22 protein-coding genes and 1 pseudogene are annotated in these 22,898 nt (G+C 66.1%); 10 read left to right on the top strand and 13 right to left on the bottom strand.

The window, feature by feature from the left end; translation table 11 throughout:
- Positions 1 to 256 precede the first annotated feature (256 nt).
- The 3 genes from CJ179_RS03680 to CJ179_RS03690 form a co-directional block, all read right to left on the bottom strand.
- A complete protein-coding gene (locus CJ179_RS03680; protein ID WP_072938009.1) occupies positions 257 to 535 on the bottom strand; it encodes a hypothetical protein in 279 nt (92 codons plus the stop codon).
- Positions 536 to 864: 329 nt separating this feature from the next.
- Positions 865 to 1,770 (bottom strand): 4-hydroxy-tetrahydrodipicolinate synthase, encoded by a 906-nt coding sequence (gene dapA / locus CJ179_RS03685; protein WP_072937929.1) that lies wholly within the window; start codon positions 1,768 to 1,770, stop codon positions 865 to 867.
- Between the two features lie 153 nt (positions 1,771 to 1,923).
- The gene (locus CJ179_RS03690; protein WP_179377533.1) at positions 1,924 to 3,825 is read right to left on the bottom strand and encodes a potassium transporter Kup; all 1,902 of its coding nucleotides are present in this window, start codon (positions 3,823 to 3,825) and stop codon (positions 1,924 to 1,926) included.
- Positions 3,826 to 4,119: 294 nt separating this feature from the next.
- Between CJ179_RS03690 and CJ179_RS03695 the strand changes: the two genes are divergently transcribed.
- The 3 genes from CJ179_RS03695 (at position 4,120) to CJ179_RS03700 (ending at position 6,834) form a co-directional block, all read left to right on the top strand.
- Positions 4,120 to 4,974 (top strand): hypothetical protein, encoded by an 855-nt coding sequence (locus CJ179_RS03695; protein WP_179377520.1) that lies wholly within the window; start codon positions 4,120 to 4,122, stop codon positions 4,972 to 4,974.
- Positions 4,975 to 4,985: 11 nt separating this feature from the next.
- Complete coding sequence (locus CJ179_RS52575; RefSeq protein WP_179377521.1) at positions 4,986 to 5,306, top strand: hypothetical protein; 321 nt, start codon at positions 4,986 to 4,988, stop codon at positions 5,304 to 5,306.
- Between the two features lie 184 nt (positions 5,307 to 5,490).
- Positions 5,491 to 6,834, top strand: coding sequence for an NAD-dependent succinate-semialdehyde dehydrogenase (locus tag CJ179_RS03700; RefSeq protein ID WP_095860713.1), 1,344 nt, complete (start codon positions 5,491 to 5,493; stop codon positions 6,832 to 6,834).
- Between the two features lie 219 nt (positions 6,835 to 7,053).
- Here the strand turns inward: CJ179_RS03700 and CJ179_RS03705 are convergent, their stop codons facing one another.
- Positions 7,054 to 7,950: an alpha/beta fold hydrolase gene (locus CJ179_RS03705; RefSeq protein ID WP_095861048.1), complete on the bottom strand. Its 897-nt coding sequence runs from the start codon at positions 7,948 to 7,950 to the stop codon at positions 7,054 to 7,056.
- Between the two features lie 320 nt (positions 7,951 to 8,270).
- On the opposite strand from CJ179_RS03705, the gene CJ179_RS03710 reads away from it, so the two are divergent.
- The gene (locus CJ179_RS03710) at positions 8,271 to 8,684 is read left to right on the top strand and encodes a cupin domain-containing protein (RefSeq protein WP_095860714.1); all 414 of its coding nucleotides are present in this window, start codon (positions 8,271 to 8,273) and stop codon (positions 8,682 to 8,684) included.
- Positions 8,685 to 8,770: 86 nt separating this feature from the next.
- Positions 8,771 to 9,238, top strand: a pseudogene (locus CJ179_RS52580) (class I SAM-dependent methyltransferase); the annotation flags it as partial.
- A 279-nt stretch (positions 9,239 to 9,517) separates the two neighbouring features.
- Here CJ179_RS52580 and CJ179_RS03720 read toward each other — a convergent pair.
- Positions 9,518 to 9,724: a hypothetical protein gene (locus CJ179_RS03720; RefSeq protein ID WP_072938005.1), complete on the bottom strand. Its 207-nt coding sequence runs from the start codon at positions 9,722 to 9,724 to the stop codon at positions 9,518 to 9,520.
- Positions 9,725 to 9,808: 84 nt separating this feature from the next.
- The gene (locus CJ179_RS03725; protein ID WP_095860715.1) at positions 9,809 to 12,022 is read right to left on the bottom strand and encodes a serine/threonine-protein kinase; all 2,214 of its coding nucleotides are present in this window, start codon (positions 12,020 to 12,022) and stop codon (positions 9,809 to 9,811) included.
- Between the two features lie 309 nt (positions 12,023 to 12,331).
- On the opposite strand from CJ179_RS03725, the gene CJ179_RS03730 reads away from it, so the two are divergent.
- Positions 12,332 to 13,687: an MCE family protein gene (locus CJ179_RS03730; RefSeq protein ID WP_095860716.1), complete on the top strand. Its 1,356-nt coding sequence runs from the start codon at positions 12,332 to 12,334 to the stop codon at positions 13,685 to 13,687.
- 43 nt (positions 13,688 to 13,730) lie between these two features.
- Here the strand turns inward: CJ179_RS03730 and CJ179_RS03735 are convergent, their stop codons facing one another.
- From CJ179_RS03735 to CJ179_RS03740, 3 genes are all read right to left on the bottom strand, one after another.
- Entirely contained in the window at positions 13,731 to 14,354 is a 624-nt protein-coding gene (locus CJ179_RS03735) for a maleylpyruvate isomerase family mycothiol-dependent enzyme (RefSeq protein WP_095860717.1), read from the bottom strand.
- Positions 14,355 to 14,539: 185 nt separating this feature from the next.
- Positions 14,540 to 14,692: a hypothetical protein gene (locus tag CJ179_RS51275; protein ID WP_179377523.1), complete on the bottom strand. Its 153-nt coding sequence runs from the start codon at positions 14,690 to 14,692 to the stop codon at positions 14,540 to 14,542.
- Between the two features lie 80 nt (positions 14,693 to 14,772).
- Positions 14,773 to 15,993, bottom strand: coding sequence for an MFS transporter (locus CJ179_RS03740; protein ID WP_257015289.1), 1,221 nt, complete (start codon positions 15,991 to 15,993; stop codon positions 14,773 to 14,775).
- Between the two features lie 71 nt (positions 15,994 to 16,064).
- On the opposite strand from CJ179_RS03740, the gene CJ179_RS03745 reads away from it, so the two are divergent.
- Positions 16,065 to 17,003, top strand: coding sequence for a LysR family transcriptional regulator (locus CJ179_RS03745; RefSeq protein ID WP_072937912.1), 939 nt, complete (start codon positions 16,065 to 16,067; stop codon positions 17,001 to 17,003).
- On the top strand, positions 17,000 to 17,764 hold the full coding sequence (locus CJ179_RS03750) for a 2-phosphosulfolactate phosphatase (RefSeq protein ID WP_072937910.1): 765 nt from the start codon (positions 17,000 to 17,002) through the stop codon (positions 17,762 to 17,764). Before CJ179_RS03745 ends, CJ179_RS03750 begins: the two co-directional genes overlap by 4 nt.
- A 203-nt stretch (positions 17,765 to 17,967) precedes the next feature.
- On the opposite strand, the gene CJ179_RS03755 is transcribed toward CJ179_RS03750, so the two are convergent.
- Positions 17,968 to 18,933: an NAD(P)-dependent alcohol dehydrogenase gene (locus CJ179_RS03755; protein ID WP_095861049.1), complete on the bottom strand. Its 966-nt coding sequence runs from the start codon at positions 18,931 to 18,933 to the stop codon at positions 17,968 to 17,970.
- A 105-nt stretch (positions 18,934 to 19,038) separates the two neighbouring features.
- On the opposite strand from CJ179_RS03755, the gene CJ179_RS03760 reads away from it, so the two are divergent.
- Positions 19,039 to 19,479, top strand: coding sequence for a nuclear transport factor 2 family protein (locus CJ179_RS03760; RefSeq protein WP_095860719.1), 441 nt, complete (start codon positions 19,039 to 19,041; stop codon positions 19,477 to 19,479).
- Positions 19,480 to 19,521: 42 nt separating this feature from the next.
- On the opposite strand, the gene CJ179_RS03765 is transcribed toward CJ179_RS03760, so the two are convergent.
- From CJ179_RS03765 to CJ179_RS03780, 3 genes are all read right to left on the bottom strand, one after another.
- Complete coding sequence (locus CJ179_RS03765) at positions 19,522 to 20,172, bottom strand: CPBP family intramembrane glutamic endopeptidase (protein WP_095860720.1); 651 nt, start codon at positions 20,170 to 20,172, stop codon at positions 19,522 to 19,524.
- Positions 20,173 to 20,330: 158 nt separating this feature from the next.
- Positions 20,331 to 21,032 (bottom strand): MspA family porin, encoded by a 702-nt coding sequence (locus CJ179_RS03770; RefSeq protein ID WP_095861050.1) that lies wholly within the window; start codon positions 21,030 to 21,032, stop codon positions 20,331 to 20,333.
- 743 nt (positions 21,033 to 21,775) lie between these two features.
- The gene (locus CJ179_RS03780; RefSeq protein WP_072937902.1) at positions 21,776 to 22,288 is read right to left on the bottom strand and encodes a DUF6328 family protein; all 513 of its coding nucleotides are present in this window, start codon (positions 22,286 to 22,288) and stop codon (positions 21,776 to 21,778) included.
- 180 nt (positions 22,289 to 22,468) lie between these two features.
- On the opposite strand from CJ179_RS03780, the gene CJ179_RS03785 reads away from it, so the two are divergent.
- Positions 22,469 to 22,792 carry an ANTAR domain-containing protein gene (locus tag CJ179_RS03785; protein WP_241031558.1) on the top strand — a complete coding sequence of 108 codons (324 nt, stop codon included), beginning with the start codon at positions 22,469 to 22,471 and terminating at the stop codon, positions 22,790 to 22,792.
- Positions 22,793 to 22,898: the final 106 nt, after the last annotated feature.

Genomic DNA, 22,898 nt, shown 5'->3' on the forward strand with positions numbered 1-22,898 from the left:
TGGGACGGCACCGGTGGCTCACCGGTCCACCCGCCGCCGCGTGATCGCCAGCAGTTGGTCACCGGCACTGAGGGAGATGCGCTGGTCCGCTGCGGGCGCCGGCTGACGCACGACCGCCGCTGTCGTTTCTCCGCGACGTGCCACAGGTAGGCGAACAGTCGCCGTGGTTCCGTCGCCGAAGCGTGTGTTCACCATGGTGAACGCTCCAGATTTCGATCCGCCCTCGCCCTGCTTTTCGCCGCCTGCCGACTACCCCTCAGTGCTCTCGGCGCCGGTGGGTCCCATCCCGGTGAGGGCTGGGATCGACGGTCACCTCGTCGGTGTCGGCGAAGACCAGGCGTCCGTCGTCGAGGGCGATCGCCCACCGATGCGCCGGCGCCCACTCGTGCCCGGTGCCGCCCGACTCGGTCAGGGCCGCGTAGTCCTCGACGATCTCGCCGGTGACGTCGGCCTCGGACTTTCTGCGGACAAGTACCCGAGTGCCGACCGTCAATTCGGGGTCGGGCCCCGGCCCGTCGTCGCCTGTGTCGCCCATCATGCACCTCTTCGTTCAGCGAACCTCGTCAGAGCATATGCACGCAAACGTCTCCGGGCGACCCGGTCTGCGAAGTGCGCATGCAGCTGTTACTCACGCGTACAGTCATTTTGACTCTTCCACGCCGGTTGCCACGGGCGGGGTGCTGGTGCACGATCGGCGGCGGGCGGACAACACACCATGTTCCACATTCTGGCGGTCGAGGGCCTATAACCCCTGTCTCCAACCTCAGAATCAACCCACGCCGTGGTCGGCGGCAGTGCCGCATAGAAGCAGCACGTGCGGCGGGAAGGTCGTGTCGACAGATCTGAGTACACACTCAGGCCTGGTCAGCGCAGCAACTCTGAAGCCAACAGCCCCGTCCGAAGCGCTTCATACTCGCCGTCGTCGAGAGCAAGTAGCGGGGACCTCACGGTTCTGTTCTGCAGGACAGCGAGCAACTGCAGCGCCCCTTTGACCGTCGTCGCACCGTAATTGGGGACACCCATTACCGCACGCAGAGCCGGCTGCAGGCGGGCATTGATCGCCCGCGCGGTTTCGACGTCCCCCGAGAAGAAGGCCTCGATCATGGCGCGGATCTCGTCGCCCGCCACGTGACCGAGAACAGAGACGACCCCGCATGCCCCGTACGCGAGGAAACCCAGGGTGAGGCTGTCGTCTCCCGAGTACACCGCGTAGCCCAATTCGCGCAGCATGATCGCTTGTGTGGGGTCTCCAGCTGCATCTTTCACCGCGACCACGGACGGCCAGTCCGCCATCGCCTCGAATGTCGAGGGTGCCAGCTTGGTGCCGGCCCGGCTCGGGATGTCGTAGAGCATGACAGGGGCATCGACGGCATCCACTACGTAGCGAAAATGTTGCAGTATCCCGCCTTGACTCGGCTTGTTGTAGTACGGCGTTACCAGCAGCAGCCCGTCGGCACCCTGCTTGACAGCCTGGCGCGCCAATTCCAGCGTGTGGCGGGTGTCGTTTGTGCCCACCCCGGCAATGATCTTGGCGCGGTCGCCTACCGCGTCCTTGACCGCTCGCAGTATCCGACCATCTTCGACAGTGGTAGTCGTGGCGGCCTCACCGGTTGTCCCGGAGACGACGAGTCCATCGTGTCCGTGGTCGACCAAGTGTCGGGCGATCCGAGCAGTCGCCTCCTCATCGATCTCGCCATCGACGGTGAATGCTGTAGCCATCGCGGTGAGTACGCGCCCGAACGGGGCGACAGGCGCTGACGGGAGTGTCATTGCCCCAGTGTATGCGCCCTCAACCGGCGACAGCGTTGACGGAACCGGTTATTCACTGACTGGCAACCGACCAGGGTCGCGCGGCCGACGACACCTGCCCCGCACGCACGATCGGATCGCGACGACGAAGCCCCGCGCGACGCTGCCGCGCCGTCATACCTCGATCCGGGAACCTACCGTCACGGTCCGGTCACCCGGGAGACCGAAGTACTCGGCGGCGTCGGCTGTGATGTACGACGTCGCGATGAACAGATGCTTGCGCCACGGCGCCATCGTCGGTGCCGAACCTTTCTTCAGTTCGATCTTCGACAGGAAGTAGGACGCGTCCTCGATCGCGATCGGCCCCTCGGTTTGCGTGGGGTCGAGCAGGCGCAATGCGGCCGGGACGTTGGGGGTTTCCATGTACCCGAAGTTCGCGGTCATGTGGAGGATCCCGTCCTCGGCATAACCGAGAGTGTCGACCTCCGTCCGCTCGGTCTCCGGTACGCGGGGCACCGGCAGCGTGCCGATCGACATGATCACCACGTGTTGGTGCAGCACGTGATTGTGTTCGACATTCGCTCGCATCGCCAATGGCGCAGTCTGTTTGCCGCGGTTGAGGAACACCGCAGTGCCGGGGACCCGCTGCAACGGCGGCCGGTGGTCGTGCAACTCGTCGATGAACTGGCGCAGCGGCCCCTCCGCGTGCTCCCTCGCACGGGTGACGATCACCCGACCACGCTGCCACGTGGTCATCACGGTGAACGCCGTGATGCCGATCAGCAGCGGAAGCCACGCCCCGTGCACCAGTTTGGTCAGATTGGCCGCCAGGAACAGCACATCGACCAGCAGCAACAGCCCAGCACCGGGCACGACCAGCCACAGCGGAGTACGCCACCTGGTGCGCGCGATGTAGAAGAACAGCAGCGTGGTGATCGTGATGGTCCCGGTCACCGCCATGCCGAACGCGTACGCCAGCGCTGCCGAGCTGCGGAAGGCGAATACCAGCGTCAGCACCGACACCATCAGCACCCAGTTGATCCACGGAACATAGATCTGGCCGATCGTCGCCTCCGAGGTGTGCGCCACGCGTAATCTCGGCAGATAGCCGAGCTGGGCGGCCTGCGCGGCGACCGAGTAGGCGCCGGTGATCACCGCCTGGGAGGCGATCACCGTGGCCGCGGTAGCCAGCAGCACCATCGGCACCCGCGCCCATTCGGGAGGGAGCAGGAAAAAGGGGCTGTGCACCGCGGTCTCGTCGCCGAGAACCAGCGCACCTTGCCCGAAGTAGCTCAGGACGCACGCCGGCAGCACGAGCAGCAACCAGCCGCGGGTAATCGCCCGTCGTCCGAAGTGACCCATGTCCGCGTACAGCGCCTCCGCGCCGGTGACCGCCAGCACCACCGCGGCCAACGCGAAGAAGGCGATCTCGAAATGGCCGATCATGAAGCTCAACGCATAGGTCGGTGACAACGCTTTGAGGATTTCCGGGTGCTGGGCGATCCCTCCCACGCCGCAGGCGCCGATGGAGGCGAACCAGAGGATCATCACCGGCCCGAAGTACCGGCCGACCGTGGCCGTGCCTCGGCGCTGGACCGAGAAGAGCAGCACGATGATGACCGCAGTGATCGGCACGATCAACTCTTCCAATTTCGGCTCGACGACCTTGACCCCTTCCACCGCGGACAGCACCGAGATCGCGGGGGTGATCATGCTGTCGCCGAAGAACAGAGCGGCACCGAAGATCCCGAGGCCGGCCAGCAGCGCGGCAACCCGGCGCCTCTGCGTTCCACCCCAGCGCAGCAGCAGCGTGATCAGCGCCATGACTCCGCCCTCGCCATCGTTGTCGGCGCGCATCACCAGCGTGACGTAGGTCAGCGTGACGACGATCATCACCGACCAGAAGATCAGCGACACGACGCCGTAGACGTTGTTCGTGCTGATCGGCACGGGATGCGGGTCGTCCGGGTTGAACACGGTCTGGATGGTGTAGATCGGGCTGGTGCCGATGTCTCCGAAGACGACGCCGAGTGCGCCGACGACAACGGCCGCTCGAACGGTGTCGCGGCCGCCCACTGCGCGAATCGGCGGCGGAGCTTCGGACTCTGTGGGCACGGCGGGCTCCTCGGTTCGGTCCGCACCCCATGGTCCTCCGTCTCGGCCCGTTTGTGGCAGTAACAGCGTCGCGGGGCCCGACAAACGGTTCACGGCGTGTGCACAGCCCCGGCGTCCCGATGTCAGGGCAGCGTTAGTGGTTCTCACCGGGCCGTCAGCATCGCGTCAACGAGACCCCCGGTCGATCGGGAAGGTCTGACACTGGTTCCGGTAGGGCGAACGACCGCGTTCGCCCACCGTGCGTAGGAGTCCACAGTGACGCTTCTCGACATCCTTCCTTCGCTTCGTGGAACGACCACCCCGCGACTGGATCCACTGGTGTGGCCGGTGACGACGCACTGTCACCATGGGCGCATCACGGTCGGCGGGGTTGGCCTGGACGAGATCGCGGACCGGTTCGGCGTGCCGACGTATGTGCTCGACGAAGAGGGTGTGGGCGGCGGTGGTAAGACGTTCGTGCACGGGCTGCGCGATGCCGAGATGCTCTACCGCACGGCACCTCTGTTGCCCTGCGGCGTGGCACGGTCGGTCGCGGAGCGACGCCTGACGGTGGTGGTGCACTCTCGCCGCGACGTGGCGCTCGCGCGGCAGGGTGGGCTCGACCCGGACAGTATCGTGCTTGTGGTCGATGCCGCCGATTCGCGCTCCCACTCGGAAGTGCCGCCTTGGCCGGGAGGAGTCGGTCGCATCGTCGTCGGCGCCGGGGTGCGGATCGACACGGTCGCCGCGCCCGGGCCCGAGTCGGGGCGGCAGAAGACGATCGTCGGTGTCCGGGACACCTGCTGTGCGGGGGCGACCATCCGGCGGGTGGTCGCCGCGCCCGGTCTCGATCTCGTCGGCATACGCTGCGACTGCGTGCCGACTGTCGGCGACATCCGCGAGCAGGTCCTGACCGCGGTGGCGGTGATGTGTGATGGTATCGAGAGCACCGCGTTCTGTGTACCGAATTGCACCTCGGTATCGCGGGCGGCGCCACCGACATCGTCGGCTCATCCGATCTCGCCGATGCCATCGCCGATGCCGTCGAGGACGCGTGTATCCGGAACCGCTTTCCGCGGCCACGTCTTTCGGTGGATGCCGGACGATCGGTCACTGCGCGAGCTGCGGTGAATGTGTGCCGGGTGCACCACGTCGAGCGCACGCCCGGCGGCCCGGTTGTCGTCCTGGACAGTGGCGCCGGCTCGGTCGTAGCCGTGACGACCGGTGCGCTGGTCGCGGCGGCCGTCGCGAATCGCCACCCTTCCGGACCGGCGGAAGAGTTCTCGATCATGCGGTGCGGCAGCATGATCGGGGCACCGGGCTGTTCCGGAGTGGTTCTGGCACAGGATGTCAGGCCTGGAGACGTGGTGGCATTGGTCAGTCGCGACGGCAGCGATCTGGTCGGCTCGGCCGCTGCCGTCTCCGTCGCCCACGGCCGCATGCACGAGCTCACAACCGGATAGTCCCGGTGATGTCGAGGGCAAGCGGCCCGGTCAGTCGGATGCCTCCCGTGCCTGCAGGCTCCGGATCTCGTCGGGAGGTTCAGGCATTCGACAGGGCCGTGATCGGGTATTGGCCGTGACTACCAACCGCAGCACCCCATCACGCGCAATACTGGGGTACCCGACCCTTCCGAGGAGACGCGACATGAGCCTGTACGCAGTAGTGGACCCGGCCACCGGGAAGACGGTGCGCGAATACCCGACCGCCACCGACGAGGAGATGCAGGCGGCGCTGTCCGCTGCGGAGAAGGCACACCGTGAGTGGTCGCGGCGCTCGACGATTCTCGAGCGCGCCGGACTGCTCACGAGAGTCGCCGAGTTACACACCGAACGCCGCGACGAACTGGCCAAGATCATCCAGCGGGAGATGGGCAAGCCACTCGAGCAGTCGCTGGGGGAGGTGGACTTCAGCGCCGCGATCTACCAGTACTACGCCGACAACGCCGAGAAGTTCCTCGCCGACGAGCCCATCGACCTGGTCGAGGGCTCGGGTACCGCGCTGATCCGTCGACGCTCGATCGGTGTGCTGATCGGCATCATGCCGTGGAACTACCCCTACTACCAGGTGGCCCGGTTCGCGGGTCCGAATCTGGCACTGGGCAACACGATCGTGCTCAAACACGCACCGCAGTGTCCGGAATCGGCGGCGGCGCTGCACCAGATCTTCAGCGACGCCGGATACCCGGAGGGCGCCTACGTCAACGTCTACGCCACCAACGAGCAGATCGCCGACGCGATCGCCGACCCGCGGGTCCAGGGCGTGTCGCTGACCGGGTCCGAGCGTGCGGGTGCGGCGGTCGCCGAGATCGCGGGACGCAACCTCAAGAAGGTGGTGCTGGAGCTCGGCGGTTCCGATCCGTTCATCGTGCTCAGTTCCGATGACCTCGACGCCACCGTGAAGGCAGCGGTGGAAGGTCGCTTCGAAAACACCGGGCAGGCCTGCAACGCAGCGAAGCGATTCATCATCGCCGAGGACCTGTACGACGACTTCGTCGGCAGATTCACTTCTGAGGTTCTCGCCACTGCCGATGGGCTCGCGCCACTGTCGTCGGTGGCCGCCGCCGACCGACTGGCCGAGCAGGTGCAGCAAGCGATCGCCGAGGGAGCCACCATTGTGTCCGAGGGTGAACGGCAGGGAGCCTTCTTCCCACCCGCCGTGCTGACGAACGTGTCACCGGATTCGCGAACCTACCGGGAGGAACTGTTCGGGCCGGTTGCAACCGTGTACAAGGCTGGCTCCGAGGCCGAGGCCGTCGAACTGGCCAACGACACCCCGTTCGGTCTCGGCTCGTATGTCTTCACCACCGACCCCGATCAGGCGTCCCGCGTCGCCGACTCGCTGGACGCGGGCATGGTGTTCGTCAATGCCGTTGGCGCCGAGGGAGTCGAGCTGCCGTTCGGCGGCGTCAAACGCTCCGGTTTCGGTCGTGAACTCGGCAAATACGGGATCGACGAATTCGTGAACAAGAAACTCATCCGCGTCAGCTGAACCATCGATCCCGACTTTCGACGCCTCTGGTCGGTGTGGGTATCGGCGGGTTCTCGCGGTGTGCGGGAACCCGCCCGACATCCGGAGTAACGAACCTGGATTCGTTGAAGAAGAAGGTCACCAAGACGATGGCCCTGTTCATCGCCGAATGGTGCGGCGTGACCGGCGCAAGACGGCCCCTGAGGTCATGGCCGGTTACGTTCGAGGGGCTCGACGTCTTCAGCGACGGGCCGCGACAACGTCTTCGTCGAGAAATTCCTTCAGCCCGCCACTGAAGACATCGTTGTCGTCGCCGGCGACCATGTGACCCGCACCGGTGACGTCGATCAGTTTCGCGGTCGGGATCAGCTCGAGCAACTCTTTCGCGCCCTCCTCACTGACCACATTCGATTGCTTGCCACGAACGAGCATCGTGGGAACGGTGATCGCGGCCGCGGCGTCCCGAGCGCGTTCGTATCGCACGATCGAGTCGGACTGACGAGTGGGTTCGTCGCCGACGCGCAGGAACTCCGGATCCCAATGCCAGTACCAACGGCCATCACGCAGCCGAAGGTTCTTACGCAGACCCTGCGGGTTGGGCTTGCGGACACGGTTCGGGGTATACGCCGCGATCGCCGCCGCAGCCTCGTCGAGGCTCGCGAAACCCTCGAGGCCACTGCGCATGAAGGCCATGATCTCCGCGGTACCGCTCGTTTCGACCTTCGGTGCGATATCGACCAAGACCAGGCCGCGAGCGAGATCGGGATTCTCACCCTGCCCGATCAACGACGTCATACCGCCCATCGAGGCACCGACGAGAACTGGCTTCTCCCCCAGCTCATTGATGACCGAGGTCAAGTCGGCGACCAACGCATCGATGCCGTAGTCCCCGTCCGGCGCCCACTGACTGTCTCCATGCCCACGCGCATCCAGCGCAATTGCGGACCAGCCGTCCGCCGCGAGGCTGCGACCGGTGTTTCGCCAGGAATGCCGCGTCTGCCCGCCGCCGTGCAGCAACAGGACCAAGCCCTTTCTGTCGGCGCCTGATCCGTCACCCGGTGTCGGCGGGTCCCACCGGTCGGCGACAAGCGTGACGCCATCACCGGCGAATTCGGATTGTGGGACTACGGGATCCATGGGGTTCCTCACCAACATCGTCGAGTCGAGCATTCTCCTCCATGGTGCACCACGGGGTGAACACTAATTCACCCGGTGCGAGCGTTGCCTGCCGCCATAGCTGTATTGCGGTGGCCACGGCGGGCGAGCCGCAGGGCCTCAGGACCTCAGGACCGAGGGGGGGTACTGCGGTTACCTGGAAAAGCAGGCACTCCCGCGAGCGCGCTCGCCCACCTTTACTGGTTGGAACGAGAACCTGCCGGGTGCATCCCGTCAGATCACCGCGCACGCCGAGGCCTCCCGCGAGCTCGGCTTCGATATCCACAACCGAGGAGTACCTCATGGAGTTCAGCGTCCCCGTCGCCACGGGCAAGGGACCGGCCCGACAATTCACCGGCGACGTCTGGTACGACGTCATCTACGCAGGCAAGGAACCCTCGCGGGCGCGGACGAACATGGTCCGCTTCTCCCCCGGCGCCCGCACGTTCTGGCATCACCATGTCCTCGGGCAAACCCTGCACGTCGTCTCCGGTGTCGCACTGGTCGGCACCCGCGACGGTGTCGTCTTCGCAGCCCACCCGGGCGAGACCGTGACCTGCCCTGCCGGTGAGGAGCACTGGCACGGCGCCGCCGACGACCGGTTCATGGAACACCTCGCGATCTGGGAAGGCGACGGATCCGGCGCGCCGGAGACGACCTGGCTCGAGGAAGTCACCGACGAGCAGTACCGCGCACCACGCACCCGCCGCTCCTGAACAATTCGACCGACACGACCGACGCGGCAGTCCTGCCACCAGTGACGAGTTCGGCTACGCCGCGCCACGACCCGGCGGTGACTCCGATGCGACATGATCGGATCGTGGCCACATTCAACGACTACGACAAGTACGCGTCGGCGTACGACGCCGACATCGAGGACAACGTGTACAACGCGTTGTACGAGCGACCCACGACGCTGGCGCTGGTCGGCGACGTCGCTGGGCGGAGGGTGCTGGATGCGGGCTGCGGCAGCGGTGTGCTGTCGCAGGCGCTCGTCTCCGCGGGCGCTGCGGTCACCGGCGTCGATGTCAGCACGAACCTGCTCGCGATCGCCCGAAACCGCCTGGGACCCGACGTCCCGTTGATCCGGGCAGATCTCGGGCAGCAGTTGCCCATCCGGTCATCGACCTTCGACGTCGTCGTTGCGTCGCTGGTGATGCACTACCTCCACGACTGGTCGGGACCGTTGACCGAGTTTCGACGGGTTCTCGCGCCGGGCGGGCGCGTCGTCATCTCGACGCATCACCCGTTCGTGGACTTCAGGCCGTCCGGGCAGGGCGACTACCTCGAAACGTTCGAGTTCACCGAGGAATGGGTGAAGTCCGGCGAAACCTTCCTCATGAGGTTCTGGCACCGGCCGTTGCACGTAATGTTCGACGCCTTCACCGCGGCAGGATTCACCGTCGAACGCGTCTCGGAGCCGCGCCCCGGTACCGCTGTGCGCGATCGCTCCCCCGAACTCTTCGAGCAGCTCAGCCGTGAAGCCCCGTTCATCTTCTTCGCCCTGCGCAGCGGCGACCACCAGCCCATGCCGGCCAGGGAGACGCTGTCAGGGAAGATGCATCAGCTTTCCGGCGAGGGTGAACAGGCGGCGGGCGAGCCTCATGACGGGCAGGCCAAGAGGAATCAGGAGGATCGTCACGCACAGTATCCCGCCGACGAGCCACACGACGGCCGCGACGATCCCCAGCACCGTGCCGACCACGGCCGTGACGATTCCCAGCACCACATCGAGCAGGCCCTTTAACAGACGCATGATGACCTCCTGGCTCCAGTCTGCGCCCATGCGGACCGGATCGCACCCGTCGAAAGTGGCCCGCATCAGAGATTCTCCGTTGCGTCAGACCACCCGCTCGAGTGCGCGCACGTCTGCATCAAGCTTCCTGTACAACCAGTACACGGCGACGAACACGAGCCCGGAGGCCGCGCACAACCCCAGGACCGAATCGCGCACCAGTGGCAGCTCCGCGGGTTCGAGGGTGCTGAATCCGGCCAATACACCGACGAGCGGCACCGACGCCGTCACCGCCAGATAGACCGTCGTTCTTCGACGCAGCCCGTCGAGAACGTCGGCGTCGTGTGCCGTCGTGAGGCCGTGTCGCAGATAGATGGGATAGACGCAGCGGACGACATAGAACGTCGACAGAAAGAATGTGTACGCAACGGAGATGGTGCCTGCCACCAGGACAGTCGTCGCCGCATGAACCAGCAGCCGCGACGGAAGCTCGGTGAACCAGCGAAGAAACATCACCCCCGCCACGGATGCGCAGACGGCGAACACGAAAGTGTTCAGCGCACACAGATCGCCCCAGAACAGAGTTCGCGACCGCACCCGTGCGAGGACGGCCTCGCCGTACCGTCTGCCCCTACGCAGGCCGCGGGGAACCGCGAGCAGATCGCGGGACATGTAGGCATAGATGAGGACGGCCAGCGGCCAGGCGATGAGGTTGAAGACGACGGTGCTCGTGTAGAGCTTCGAGTACGTGGCATCGGACAGCCGCTCGTTGAGCAATTCCTGCAGATGCACCGCCAGGTAGATCGTCGCCAGGCCGATGCCGACCAGCGAGGACGACCACAGGATGGGGGTGGGCCATCGCGACAGTCGTGCGCGCCAACTGTTCGGAGGCGGATAGACCAGGTCCCGGGACCTCTTCTCGAGGCACAAGTCGAACTGCTGGGCCAATTCCGAACCGCTCGGGTAACGGTCGTCGCGGTCGGGCGACAGGCATTTCAGGAGGACCCGGCGCAGGGCCATGGGGCAATCCGGCGGAAGCTCCGACAGAAACTGCGCGTCCACGGGCCTGCGCCGCAGTTCGAGCATGCGAGCCAGCGACGTCTCCGACTCACCGGCCGTCGTTTCGTCCGCGAACGGTCGGCGTCCGGTGAGCAACTCCCACAGCATGACAGCGAGCGCGAACATGTCGCTTCGGGTGTCGAGGTCGGCGGCGGTGGTCGGTGAGCCCGGGTGGCAGGCTTCGAGCTGTTCGGGCGACATGTAGGCCAGCGAGCCGCCGAAGTACGCCAGCGGGCTGGTGCCCTTGATGCGTTGGCTGGAGCTGACGTTGAAGTCGGCCAGCTTCGGAATCCCCTCGGCACTCAGCAACACGTTCGCCGGTTTGATGTCCCGATGCAGCACCCCTCGCTCGGACGCGTGCTGAAGCGCGTCCGCGAGGCGGCAGCCCAGCCAGGCGACGGTCTCCGGCCACGTCAAGGAGGCGATCCGTGTTCGAACAGCGGATTCGGTGGGCCGCACCTCACCCTTGGCGGCAAGGACGCCGTCCACGGCATCGAGCAGCAATTGCCCACTCCGGTGTTCCGCGGGTGTCGAGCGCAGTAGATGCACCACGTCGAGCAGCGTTCCCCCCGGTAGATACTGCATGTAGAGCAACTTCAGCTCGCCGTCGGCGATCAGTCGCTGGTCGTAGATGCGCACGATGTAGTCGTGATCCAACTGCGCGAGGGTCTGCGGCTCGATGCCATGGTTGTGGGAAATCTTGACCGCGACGAGCCGCTGCATCGATTGCTGCCGCGCAAGATACACCTGGGCGAAGGCGCCGGACCCGATCCTCATCAGCAGGTCGAAGTCGTCGACGCGGTCGCCGACGTCGATGTTGCCGAGAACAACCTGTGCCCGCGGTCGCGCGATCATCGTGCTGCAGTAGTCATCCGTGAACTCCTCGGCCCCGCGGCCGCCCGCCAAGGTGGCAGCCTCGACGGCCATCGTCTCCGCATCGGCTTCGGGCGTACTGCGGCGCCGGGCGTGAAATTCCTCATAGACCAACTCGGCTGGAAACGGTCCGTCCTGCAGTTCCGGGAACTCCGCTCGGTACTCGGTCAGTCGTTTGGGAAAGTCGTAGCGAAGCCAGCGGTATTCGAGGTCGATCTTGATCAGTTCGATCAGTGTCGAACGTCGTTCTGCCGATTCGCGGGGTAGGAATCCGGACAGGTCAGGCGGGAACCCGGACCCCCACGCGTCCGAAAACCGTGCCACGACGGTGGCAAGCGCTGTGCGGGTTCGTTCTGCGGATTCGACCAGGTCGGTCGGCTCGTACATCGGTAACTCGGAGTGCAGCCCCGGGCGATCACACGGCGGCTACGCGCGGTGCCGCGACGGGTCGTTGTTGCCCCACATTGTGTCCTTCCGCCGAATCTCCCCGCTCAAGGGTATCGCTCCGATGCGAGCGCACGGGCGGCAAAACGGCGGTGACCGCACAGTCGTGGCGGAGCCTGGCCGAGAATTTGTCGGCACCTGCGCCGATGCGGCACCAACCCCACCCAGCGCGAGGCAGGATGGACCGGGAGGTTGGCGCATGCCGACGCGGTCTCGGCGGCTACCACCGACCGCGATCATGAGGGTGGTCGAATGAACGACACGGCGTCTGTCGTGGGCCGACGGGTACTGGGGCTGGCGTTCTTCCTCGTCCTCGCGCTGTTCCTGGCAGCCTCCTTCGCACTGTTCGACAAGACGTTCACCACGGTCGTCGAGATCGACCTCGTCACCGACAGCACCGGAAGCGCATTGGCACCCGACGCGGACGTGAAGGTCCGTGGCCTCATCGTCGGCGAGGTGCGCTCGGCGACCTCTGAGGAGGGCGAGGTCACGCTCGCTCTCGCGATCCAGCCGGACAAGGCACCGCTGATCCCGTCCAACGCGACGGCGCGGCTGCTGCCCAAGACACTGTTCGGTGAACGCTATGTGTCGCTGATCGTTCCGGAGGGCGACACGGCTCCGCCGATCCAGGCCGGTGACACGCTGCGTCAGGACAAGAGCGGCAACGCCGTCGAGGTCGGCGAAGTTCTGGACGGCCTGCTGCCGCTCCTGCAAGCGATTCCGCCGCAGGACCTGGCGAACACGCTCGGCGCGCTGTCCCAGGGACTCAGCGGCCGCGGCGCCGAACTCGGCCTGACGCTCGACCGGCTCGAGGAGATCTTCGGTGGGCTGAACACCGAACTTCCCGCCATCGAGGAGGATCTGCGCGGGCTGGCGGACTTCTCGCAGACGTATTCCGAGGCGGCGCCCGATCTGGTCAACGCCCTCGACAATCTGCGGACCACCGGAAACACTCTGGTGGAGAAGCAAGGTGAGATCTCCACCCTGCTCGTGTCGCTCACCGGAACGAGTGCGTCCACCGCGGACCTCGTGCAAGCGAACGCCCGGAGCATCGTGACGATCGCCGCCGATTCGCGGGAAGCGCTGCAACTCCTCGGCCGCTACTCACCGAGCTTCGGCTGCACCCTGGCGGCCTTCGTGAGGGCGGCGCCGATCGCCCTCGAGTTGCTCGCGCTCGACGATCCGTATCCCGGCGGCCGAGGCACTGTGCAGTTCGTCAACCCGAAGGGCCGCTACGTGCCCAACCAGGACGAGCCGCGCCTGCTCGACAACCGCGGACCGGCTTGCTACGACAACGTCACCGCACCGGGTGCGCACTTCCCGCAATACCCCGGCGGATCGTTCAACGACGGCTCCTACCAGGTCCCGTCGCGGAACCCCGGACCGTCGACCATCGGGTACTTCCCCGCGCCCGCCGGCGTCCCCGACCAGGTCCCCGGGTACGGAGCCCAGGTCACGCCCGCGAGCTACGCGGGCTCGAAGATGGAACAGGACACCCTCGACGTCGTCTACGGCCAGGCCGGGGGCATGGCACCGGAGGACGTGCCGAGCTGGACGACACACGTCGGCGCGCCGACCATGAGGGGAACCGAGGTGACCTTCGAATGACGACGTACCAGGGCCGCTGACGCCGCACCCCTGCAGGACGATCTCAGATCGCCATCGCCAGCGTGCCGACTCCCGGTCCGTCGAGGTCGTCCAGCGCCACCCTCCTGCCGGAGACGGCCAGAAGAAGGGACAGGGCGGTGCCGCTCACCTCCGGACCGTCGCCGATCGATACGTCGGCGTCCGCGGCCGTCAGCCGAACACGGGCAACCAGTTCCTTGGCGCCGCCGAACGACGCCGCGGTGCGCGTCTGCAGGCGCAGCGATCTGACGACGGCGTCCGCCGGGTAGGAGCGGGTGAGGCCCAGCGGTCGACGGATGTCCTCACCGTGGACGACCTCCTCGACGAGCCGGCTGTCGAGGGGCGCCGGGGGCGTCGACGTGCGCGACGCCACCCGGCGAAGCCGCTCCAGCGTCTCCTGCGGAGAGGCCCCACGTTCGCGTTCCACGCCGTGAGCGTTCTGGCGGTCGAAGTCGAACCGCGCCCGGGCGAGCCCGATCACGAAACCGAGGCGCGTCGTCCAAGCGGTGTCGACCAGGTGAGCGACCACGTCGTGGACGGTCCACTCCCCGCAGAGCGACGGCTCGTCCCACCGCTCGTCGTCGAGGTTCCCGAGGTCGTCGATCAGCGCGGCACGCTCCGCGTGCACCATCGACCAGACATCTTCCACGTTTCTCTCCTTCGGTCGGCCACATCGTCTGACGAGTAGGACTCCCGGATCCGCAGAAAATCATCGGTCCAGTCGCAAAGATCGCGACTGGACCGCCTATAGGTCGAATTCTCCGAACAGACGCGCTATCCACCTGCCGATCGACGTACGAGAATCGGTTGGCCGACCGACGTTCACGTTTCCGGTCAGGACCGGAAATCGTCACAGACTTCGGTACGGCCGTCGAACGTACTCGCGCACAGAGGGTTCGGTTCCGCTCCCCCGAACAGTGCGACCGCCAAACCCAAGAAACCGATGCCGCCGGACAGCACGGCACCGAGTAGGAATACGTCAGTCATCAAGCGCCCTCCCCCTTGTCTCTTGTCCCCCATTACAACAGGTCTGCCCACGGACAGTAGCCCCGGCCCACCGGAGAGATTCACCGCGGCGGGTTCGTCTTCGGGAGAACGGCGAGTACGAGGGCCAGCATCGTCAAGACGAGGACCAGCACGGCCACGCCGGCCCAGTGTCCGCTCGCCCAGGCGATACCTCCGACCCAGCCGAACAGGCTGGATCCGGCGTAGTAGGAGACGTTGTACAGTGCCGTCGCCTGTGCACGGCCCGTTGTCGCGTGCGCGCCGACCATGCCGGACGCGACGGCGTGGCCGACGAACAGTCCGGCGGTCACCGCGGCCAGACCGAGGAGGATCAGAATCAGCGACCCGTCGAGGCTGAGCACCGTCCCACCTGCCATGAACGTGCAGGCCAGCACGAGCACGGTTCGGTGGCCGAGCCTGCCGACCAGCCAGCCCGCGGCGCGGGAGCCCGCAGTGCCCGCCAGATATGCGAGAAAGATGAGCGACACCACCGTCGGCGCCAGATGGTAGGGGGCCGCCTCGAGGCGGAACGGAAGGTAGTTGAAGACCGCCACCATGCCGCCGACGAGCAGCGCACCGATGCCGAACAGTGCCAGCAGCCGGACATCCCGCAGGTGAACGGCGAGACTGCCACTGGACGGGACGGTGGAGCGCTGCCCCTGCCCGGCTGGTAACAGCACGATCAGGACGGCCATCAGAATGGCCAGGCCCACTCCGAGAATCGCGAGCGCGGGACGCCACCCGAGGTGATCCGCCACCGGGACGACCAGAAGCCGGCCACCCAGACCACCCAAAGATGTTGCGGCAACGTAGGAACCGGCCAGCACGGCCGTCCGCGCCGGGACCGCGACCTCGTGCAGCAGCGTCATCGCCAGTGCGGGTAGTCCTCCGAGTGCCACACCCTGGACGAATCGTCCCGCCACCAGGGCCTCGAACGTGGGTAGCCAGGGGACGGCCACGGCGAGCAGCCCGGCGATTGCCGCCGCATACCGCATCGCGGTGGGACGTCCGACTCGATCCGAGAACCGGGCCCACGGCAGCACCGACAACGCCAGCCCGAGGGTGGCCGCCGAGACCAGGAGCGACGCCTGTGCGGCACTGACGGCGGCGTCGTGCCCGATTTGGGTCAGGAGCCCTTGCGGCGCATACATCAACGCGAAGGTCGCCAGGCCCGCACACCACAGGGCCGCCGAGAGCCGGCGGTCCCGATTCGCCTCCGTCGGCAGGTCCGGCGAGGCGACCGGCTCGCGGGTGTCCTTCTCGGTGAAATGCGTGGCGGACATGTCGTCGACGTTAAAGCGACACGACCGATGAATCCAATACATGTTGGGCGCAGAACTCATACAGTTGAGTCATGAATAGCGAGGCAGTCAAGGCCCTGCTGCCGCACCTTCCCGTCCTCGTCGCCCTCGGCGAGGTCGAACACGTGACCGTTGCCGCCGCGATGCTCGGAATGCCCCAGCCCACGGTCAGCCGGATAGTCCGCCGCCTGGAGAAGCAACTCGGCACACCACTCCTGGAACCGGACGGGCGTGGCGTCCGGTTGACGGATGCAGGCCGGACACTGGTGCCGTACGCGCAACGCGCACTCGAAGCGGTGGTGGACGGCCTCGACGCCGTCCGGTCCCAGGACCGAAGAACGCGAGCAACCGTTCGCATCGCTTTTCAGACGTCGCTCGGCGAGCACCTCGTGCCCGAGTTGATTCGGATCGTCCGCACGGAGGATCCGGCGATCCGGTTCGTCCTCAGCCAGGGCGCGCGGCGCACGTGCCTGAACACCCTCGTCAACGGGGAGGCCGATATCGCTCTCGTCTCTCGTCTCAACCCTCCGCCGGACGGACTGACGGTCACGCCGCTGTTCGAACAGCCACTCGTCGTCCTGGTGCCCGCCGAGCACCCGCAGGCCGCCTCGACATCGACGACGATCCGCGACCTCGCATCCGAACCGATCATCACGCTCAAGCCGGGCTACGGCCTCCGCGGATCCGTCGACGACCTGTTCGCGCGAGCCGGCGCCCTCCCCACGATCGCGTTCGAAGGCGAGGACCTGCGGACCGTGTCCGGCCTGGTGGCATCCGGCTTGGGCGTCGGCATCATGCCTGCCGCCGACATTCCCCCACCCGGCTGCGCGCAGATACGCCTCGACGATCCCCGGGCGACCCGAGACATCGGCGCAGCGCTGCTGCCCGGCGCCCCGCGAGCCGCGGTCACCACGGTGCTCACCGCCCTCGTCGCGCTCACCTCGACGGGGAACCGTCACGACGAGCAACCGAATCCGAGGGAGTCGCCGTGAATCGCGAACATCTCCAACTGGAGTACGGACTGCGGTTCGACTGGGGCCTACCGGGGGCGAAAGCCGTCGGGGCCGTCGCCGACGTCGCGGTCGTGGTGGACGTCCTCTCGTTCACCACCACCCTGACCGTGGCGGTCGATGCCGGCATCGACGTGCTGCCGTACCGATGGAACGACGAGTCCGCCGAACGCTACGCCAGTGAGGCGGACGCGGTTCTCGCCGTCAGGCGCAGCCGCGTGGCGCACGGTCAGATCAGCTTGTCGCCGAACACGATTCGATGCACCACCGCGCCGCGCCGCCTGGTCCTCCCCTCACCGAACGGATCGAGCATCTGCTTCGAACTCGGCGCCGGATCCGGGGTGTGCGTCGGAGCCTCGCTACGGAATGCGACCGCGGTCGCCGGCTGGATCGCCCGGCACTACACACCGAGGTCGGTGGTGTCGGTGATCGCCGCCGGTGAGAAGTGGCCGGGCGGCGAACTCCGGCCGGCGATCGAAGACCTGTGGGGTGCCGGCGCCGTGATGTGCGCACTGACCGCGACCGGCTGGGACGCCGAGGTGTCGCCGGAAGCCCTGATGGCCATCACCGCCTGGCGCGCCGTCGCGGACACCCTCCCGCAGTCCCTCGCGGAGTCCGCGTCAGGACGAGAATTGCGCGCATCGGGATACCCGGAGGACGTCGCCATCGCCGCCGAAGTCGACCGGAGCACCGCCGTCCCCGTCCTCGAGAGCCGGGTCTTCCGAGGACGCGCAGTCGGTTGACCGCCGGAGCGACTGCCTCGTCTCGGCGGGGATCGAATCCGTCTCGGTAAACAGCGGTTGTACAAGTGATGACCAGACGGGAATGGGCAACATTCCGCGTTCCGCCGAAGATGGAGTGACGAAGCGGTGCCGCCTCGATCTGGAGGCTGACGGCCGAGGTCGACCACTGGGGTACGACGAGACACTCGTCCTGACCGGACACGTCAACCGTTGACGGTGACCGTCACGTTGCCGACCTTGTGGCCCAGGTCGACGTATCGGTGCGCGTCGACGATCCGATCCAGCGGGAAATTGCGGTCGACGACTATGCGGAATCCGTCGGATTCGATCAGTTCCTTCACATAGGCAAGTGCTCCCTGCTTCTCAACGGACATCCCCGGCCGCACGGTGCGCCCGCCGCGCAGCGCAGTCCACGCACCGAGCGGCCAATTGATCAGGCCGGTCGTGGGGACATAACAGCCGCGCGGGGTGAGCGCCCGTCGGCATCGCGCGAAGGAGGTCGCGGTGACGGTGTCGAATATGACGTCGTAGGTCTCGTGGTGGGCGGTGAAGTCTTCCGTGTGGTAGTCGACGACGTGGTCGGCGCCCAGGTCGGTGACCAGATCGGCATTACGGGGGCTGCACACCGCGGTGACCTCGGCGCCGAGGTGTTTGGCAAGTTGCACCGCTGCGGTACCGATGCTCCCGGAGGCGCCGTTGACCAGAACGTGCCTGCCGCTGCGGACGTGTGCCTTGTCGCGAAGGAAGTACAGTGCCGTCGAGGGTCCGTCGACTGCGGCGGCCGCCTCTTCGAAGCCGATACCGGCGGGCTTCCGTTCGAGCGACGCGGACTCGGGCAAGCAGACGTATTCGGCGCACGCACCCAGATGGAATCCGGCGAATCCGAAAACCTGGTCGCCGGCAGCGAATCGGCGCACGTCCGCGCCCGCCGCTTCGATCTCTCCGGCAAATTCGAGCCCGGGAATCCGCCGATTCTTCCGCGGCCGAGTGACGCCGAGGACGAGACGTCCCCAGCGGGGCGAACCCCTGCGCATGAGGGTCTCGGCCCTCGTCACCGTCGTCGCGTGCACTCGCACCAGCACCTCGTCCGGCTTCGGTGTGGGTCGCGCAACCTCACGGACGCTGAGGACTTCCGGCGGCCCGAACTCGGAGTACGTGACTGCCTTCACCGGTAGCTCCTCCTCCCGCGTGCTCTCCGAGATCGTCGCCGCGATTGATCCCATCATCGCTCAATCTGACGCCGAACGGACGGGATGTGGAAGTAGGGTGACATTGTGAAGGCGCCCATTGCCGACCTTACGGACTTCGCCGCGCTCGAACCGTTCTTTCGAATCATCGAACAAGGTGTGGACGGACTGGTCCAGCCCGGTCACTTCTTCGACCTCCTCGCAGAAGACATCACCGTCGACTACGTGATCACCGTTCCCGGGTACCCCCGGCACGTCGAGGGCCGTTCCGCGGTCGCCGAGCTTTACCGCCCCTACGGCACCACCATCGTTCTCGACCGCTGCTTCGACCTGGCCGTCCACCACGACCCGACCACAGGAATTGTGGTGCTCGAGTACGCGTCCGAGGGCCACGTGGTGGGAACGGGACAGCGATACTCCAACCGGTACATCTCCGTGCTCACACTCCGTGACGGCGAGATCTCGCACTGGCGGGACTACCTCGACCCGATCGCGGTGTTCGACGCCGTGGGTTGGCCACCACGCTGACGGTCCACCCGCGAGCGGGGCAACCGATACGGCCGGGCAAAGCTAGGCGCCCGCCGCTCCGTGATAGAAGTATTGGCCGAGACCCACCGTGAAGACGAGCATGCCGTACAACGCGTGTTCGACAGAGACCGTGAACAGCGATCGAGTGCGACGATATCTCGAAGCGAATATCCACCCGCCGACGATCGTCATCACGACCGTTATCCAGCTGCCGAACGCAATGTGTACAAAGCCGAATGCCACGGAACTCGCAGCGACCATCCGAGCGCCCTCGCCGAAAACCGTTGCGTACCTGTGGAACACGAACCAACGGAAGATCAGCTCCTGGGGATACACACTGAGCAAGGGGTACAACACCATCACGAGCGCCCAGATCAGCGGGTCCTCGCGAGGAAATGCGAACAGTAAACCAGGGCGCAGGAGTGCCACCGTGACGCTGAGGCACACCGCGGCGAGACACCAGAGCGCCGCGATCGATCGCGCCTGAGACCGAAAGGTTCCCGGACGCCACAGCGACGCCCGATCAAAGCCGGACGACCGACGTAGATAGACGACGACCGCCAGGCCGAGAACCAGAAGGAACGGGATCGGGCTGGTGCCGCGAAACAGGACGGCGTAGATGCTCGCCAGCCCGAAGAACAGCAGCACGTACTCCCCCGCGAGGTACGCCCGTCGACACCGCCGGATCGTCACCGGGTCACCATCGTGCCGGCTGGGGCGATTCCGGTGGTCGCCGGATCTAATGTTGCTCATCTCGTCGGCGAGACGCTCATCGAGGCGGAACCCGACGCCGCCGGATCACGATCGAGATCGCGACCCGGCGGCGTCACCGAAACCCGTTCGGAGTTCACTCAGTTGAGCTTCTGGGGCACACCGTAGGTCATGACCGTGTCCCCATTTTCCGTCACTGCCATCGCATACGGCCGGATCGTCACCGGGCCGATCGCGCCGGAAATCGAACCGTGAACGCCCTGCATTCGCACCAGCGCCTCCGGTCCGTCGAATTCCTGGCCCTCGAGCAGCGGAACCGTGGTGATACCGCCCGGCTCCAAATCGATGTCCAGCTCCTGCGACGGGATGATGTCACCGGCCAGCTCGGCGCTGGTCCCCGCACTCAGGTCCAGGGTGAAGTCGGGGACGAGCCCCAGGTCGATTCCGGTGTCCGACCCGATCGCGAATCCGAGGCCCGGCGAGTTGAGGACGATCGTCGCACCGGCCAACGCGACCGGATAGCCGATCTGGTACCCGACGGTGAGCTGCGTGCCCTCGAACTCCGCCGCATCGGGACCACTGATGTTCACCCCGGCGTAGCCGTTGTGGAAGAACTCGACGCTGGTCGGTACGCCGTCGAGCGGCGGAACGACCTGATACTGCGTGTCGCCCTGCAGGACCTCGATGCGGTTGCCGGCCGCGTCGATGACCGAACTGGAGTTGTCGACACCTGCCGAAGCGGTGCCGTTACCGATGACCATGCCGAGTAGGGCGATGCCTGCGACTGCCGCCAGGCGGGTGAAGGGTGTGCGTCCGGGTCGAGCTGCGCTGATGTTCGTCATGCCGATCCCCATTCAGTACGTACTGCAACCGATACGAAAAAGCATGCAGAGCGTAACCATTCGGGCCTTGCGACGTCTTTGTGTTGTTCAGAAGTTCACGAGCGTTTCGTGTGATCAGTCGCCGCTGACCAGGAGGTTCGCCGTTGATAGCGGCCCCGCCGCAGGAGCAGATTCGACTTCGCGTCGCTGGGGGTCGACCACCCGAGGTCTCCCGAGAACGTTCACCCAGACTTCCCGGGCACTTGGTCTCGGACACATCTCGGTCGCGCTTACGCTGAGAAGGTGTCGCGGCAACCGATTTCGACCCGTCAGGATGCGGCACCTCGACCCCGCCCCGCCACCGTGGTGCCGACCCAACACCCATGGCCCGGCGGGGTCCCGTACGTCGCCCCACTGCGATATGCACTACACCGCATCGAAACCTATTCCTATCCAAAGGAAGACGTCCGTGCCCACCATGCCTACGGCGTCCGCAGCACTATCTCGAAAATCCTTATCAACGGACGCGAAGTGGTCCCGGGCCGCGGAACCGTCGTTCTCATCCGCGAAGCCATCGGATTCTGACCGCGTTCGCTCTGATTGCCATCATGCGGACCTCGAACGAACCCCGTCAGCCGATCCGGAGGGAGATCAGCAGGCGAGACGCGCCGCGTCTGCTCGCGCCCGCTGGGGTGAAATCTCGGTCCACGTCGTACTTGTGTTCCCGCTCGCGCTGTGTCGACACCATAAGTTCGGCCTGCACCTCACCGCTCGGCGTCGTCGATGGAGCGACGGTGCGACAGCGCCGGCAGAATCCAGGACCCGAAGAACATCAACAGCGCCACCGCGGCCGCGATGATCCCGGCGGCCATGTCGACCACGAAGCTGAAGATCAGCAGAACCACGCCGACGAGGGCGACACCCAGGACGGCGATGCCGCCGATCGCAAGTCGTTGTCCGGTCGCCACGAGGGTGGGCAAGGCATGCTGACGGAACAGCAGTCGGTGAATGCCGACCGGCGCGACCAACATCATCGTCGCGGTGACCGAGAGGGCGACAGTCACGAGGTAGATCACCTCCTGCGCATCCGACACTTCCTCGAACCGCTGTTGGAACGGCAGGGTCAGCAAGAAGCCGGTCAAGAGTTGGACACCCGTCTGCACGACGCGCAGTTCCTGCAGCAGGTTGCTCCAATTGCGGTCGAGTCGCTGGACCTCGGTTTCGTCGCGGACCCGGCGGTTCCATGCGGCGTCGCGCCGGCCCTCTGTGCTGTCCATGTCCAGTTGGTACCCGATTTCCGGGCCGATGGAACCCGCAGATAGGCATGGTCGATTCCGACATACGCAGGTTTACAGCCCCACCTGGGGCGGAAACGCCGGCATGCGCAGGCGGGCAAAGTCGAGTCGCAGGCCCGATCCGCGGTCGTACACTGAAGGCACATCGCGGAGATGATGCCCATGACGACTGTGCCCGAATCCAACTCGATCACCGAACGTGATGGGGTCGGCGTCGATCATGCGATGGATGGACGGCAAACGCTGTCGGTGGCGGAAGGCATCGTGATCGCACTACGCCGTTGCAGCCAAACCGATGCCTTCGAAGAATTGCTCCGCGTCGCGCACCGTCATCACCTCAGTGTGCTGACCGTCGCCCATGCTCTGGTAGATCTCGCGATGGACGCATGTCCCCCTCTGGGATCCCCCGAACGGCACGCTGACGCCACCGCATCACTGGCCGAGTGGGAGTCACGCCTCGCGTATCGGCCAGGGTCCTCTCGGTAATGCCGGACGCCCTCTCGCACCCACGTTCCGTGCTGCGCGAATCTGCACGATCCGTTCGACTCCGACGCCTATGCTGACCCGCACACGCACGCTCTCGCCGAGGGAG

The organism is Rhodococcus sp. ACS1 (assembly GCF_002300155.1).
In the GTDB taxonomy this organism is placed as follows: Bacteria; Actinomycetota; Actinomycetes; order Mycobacteriales; family Mycobacteriaceae; genus Rhodococcus_F; species Rhodococcus_F koreensis.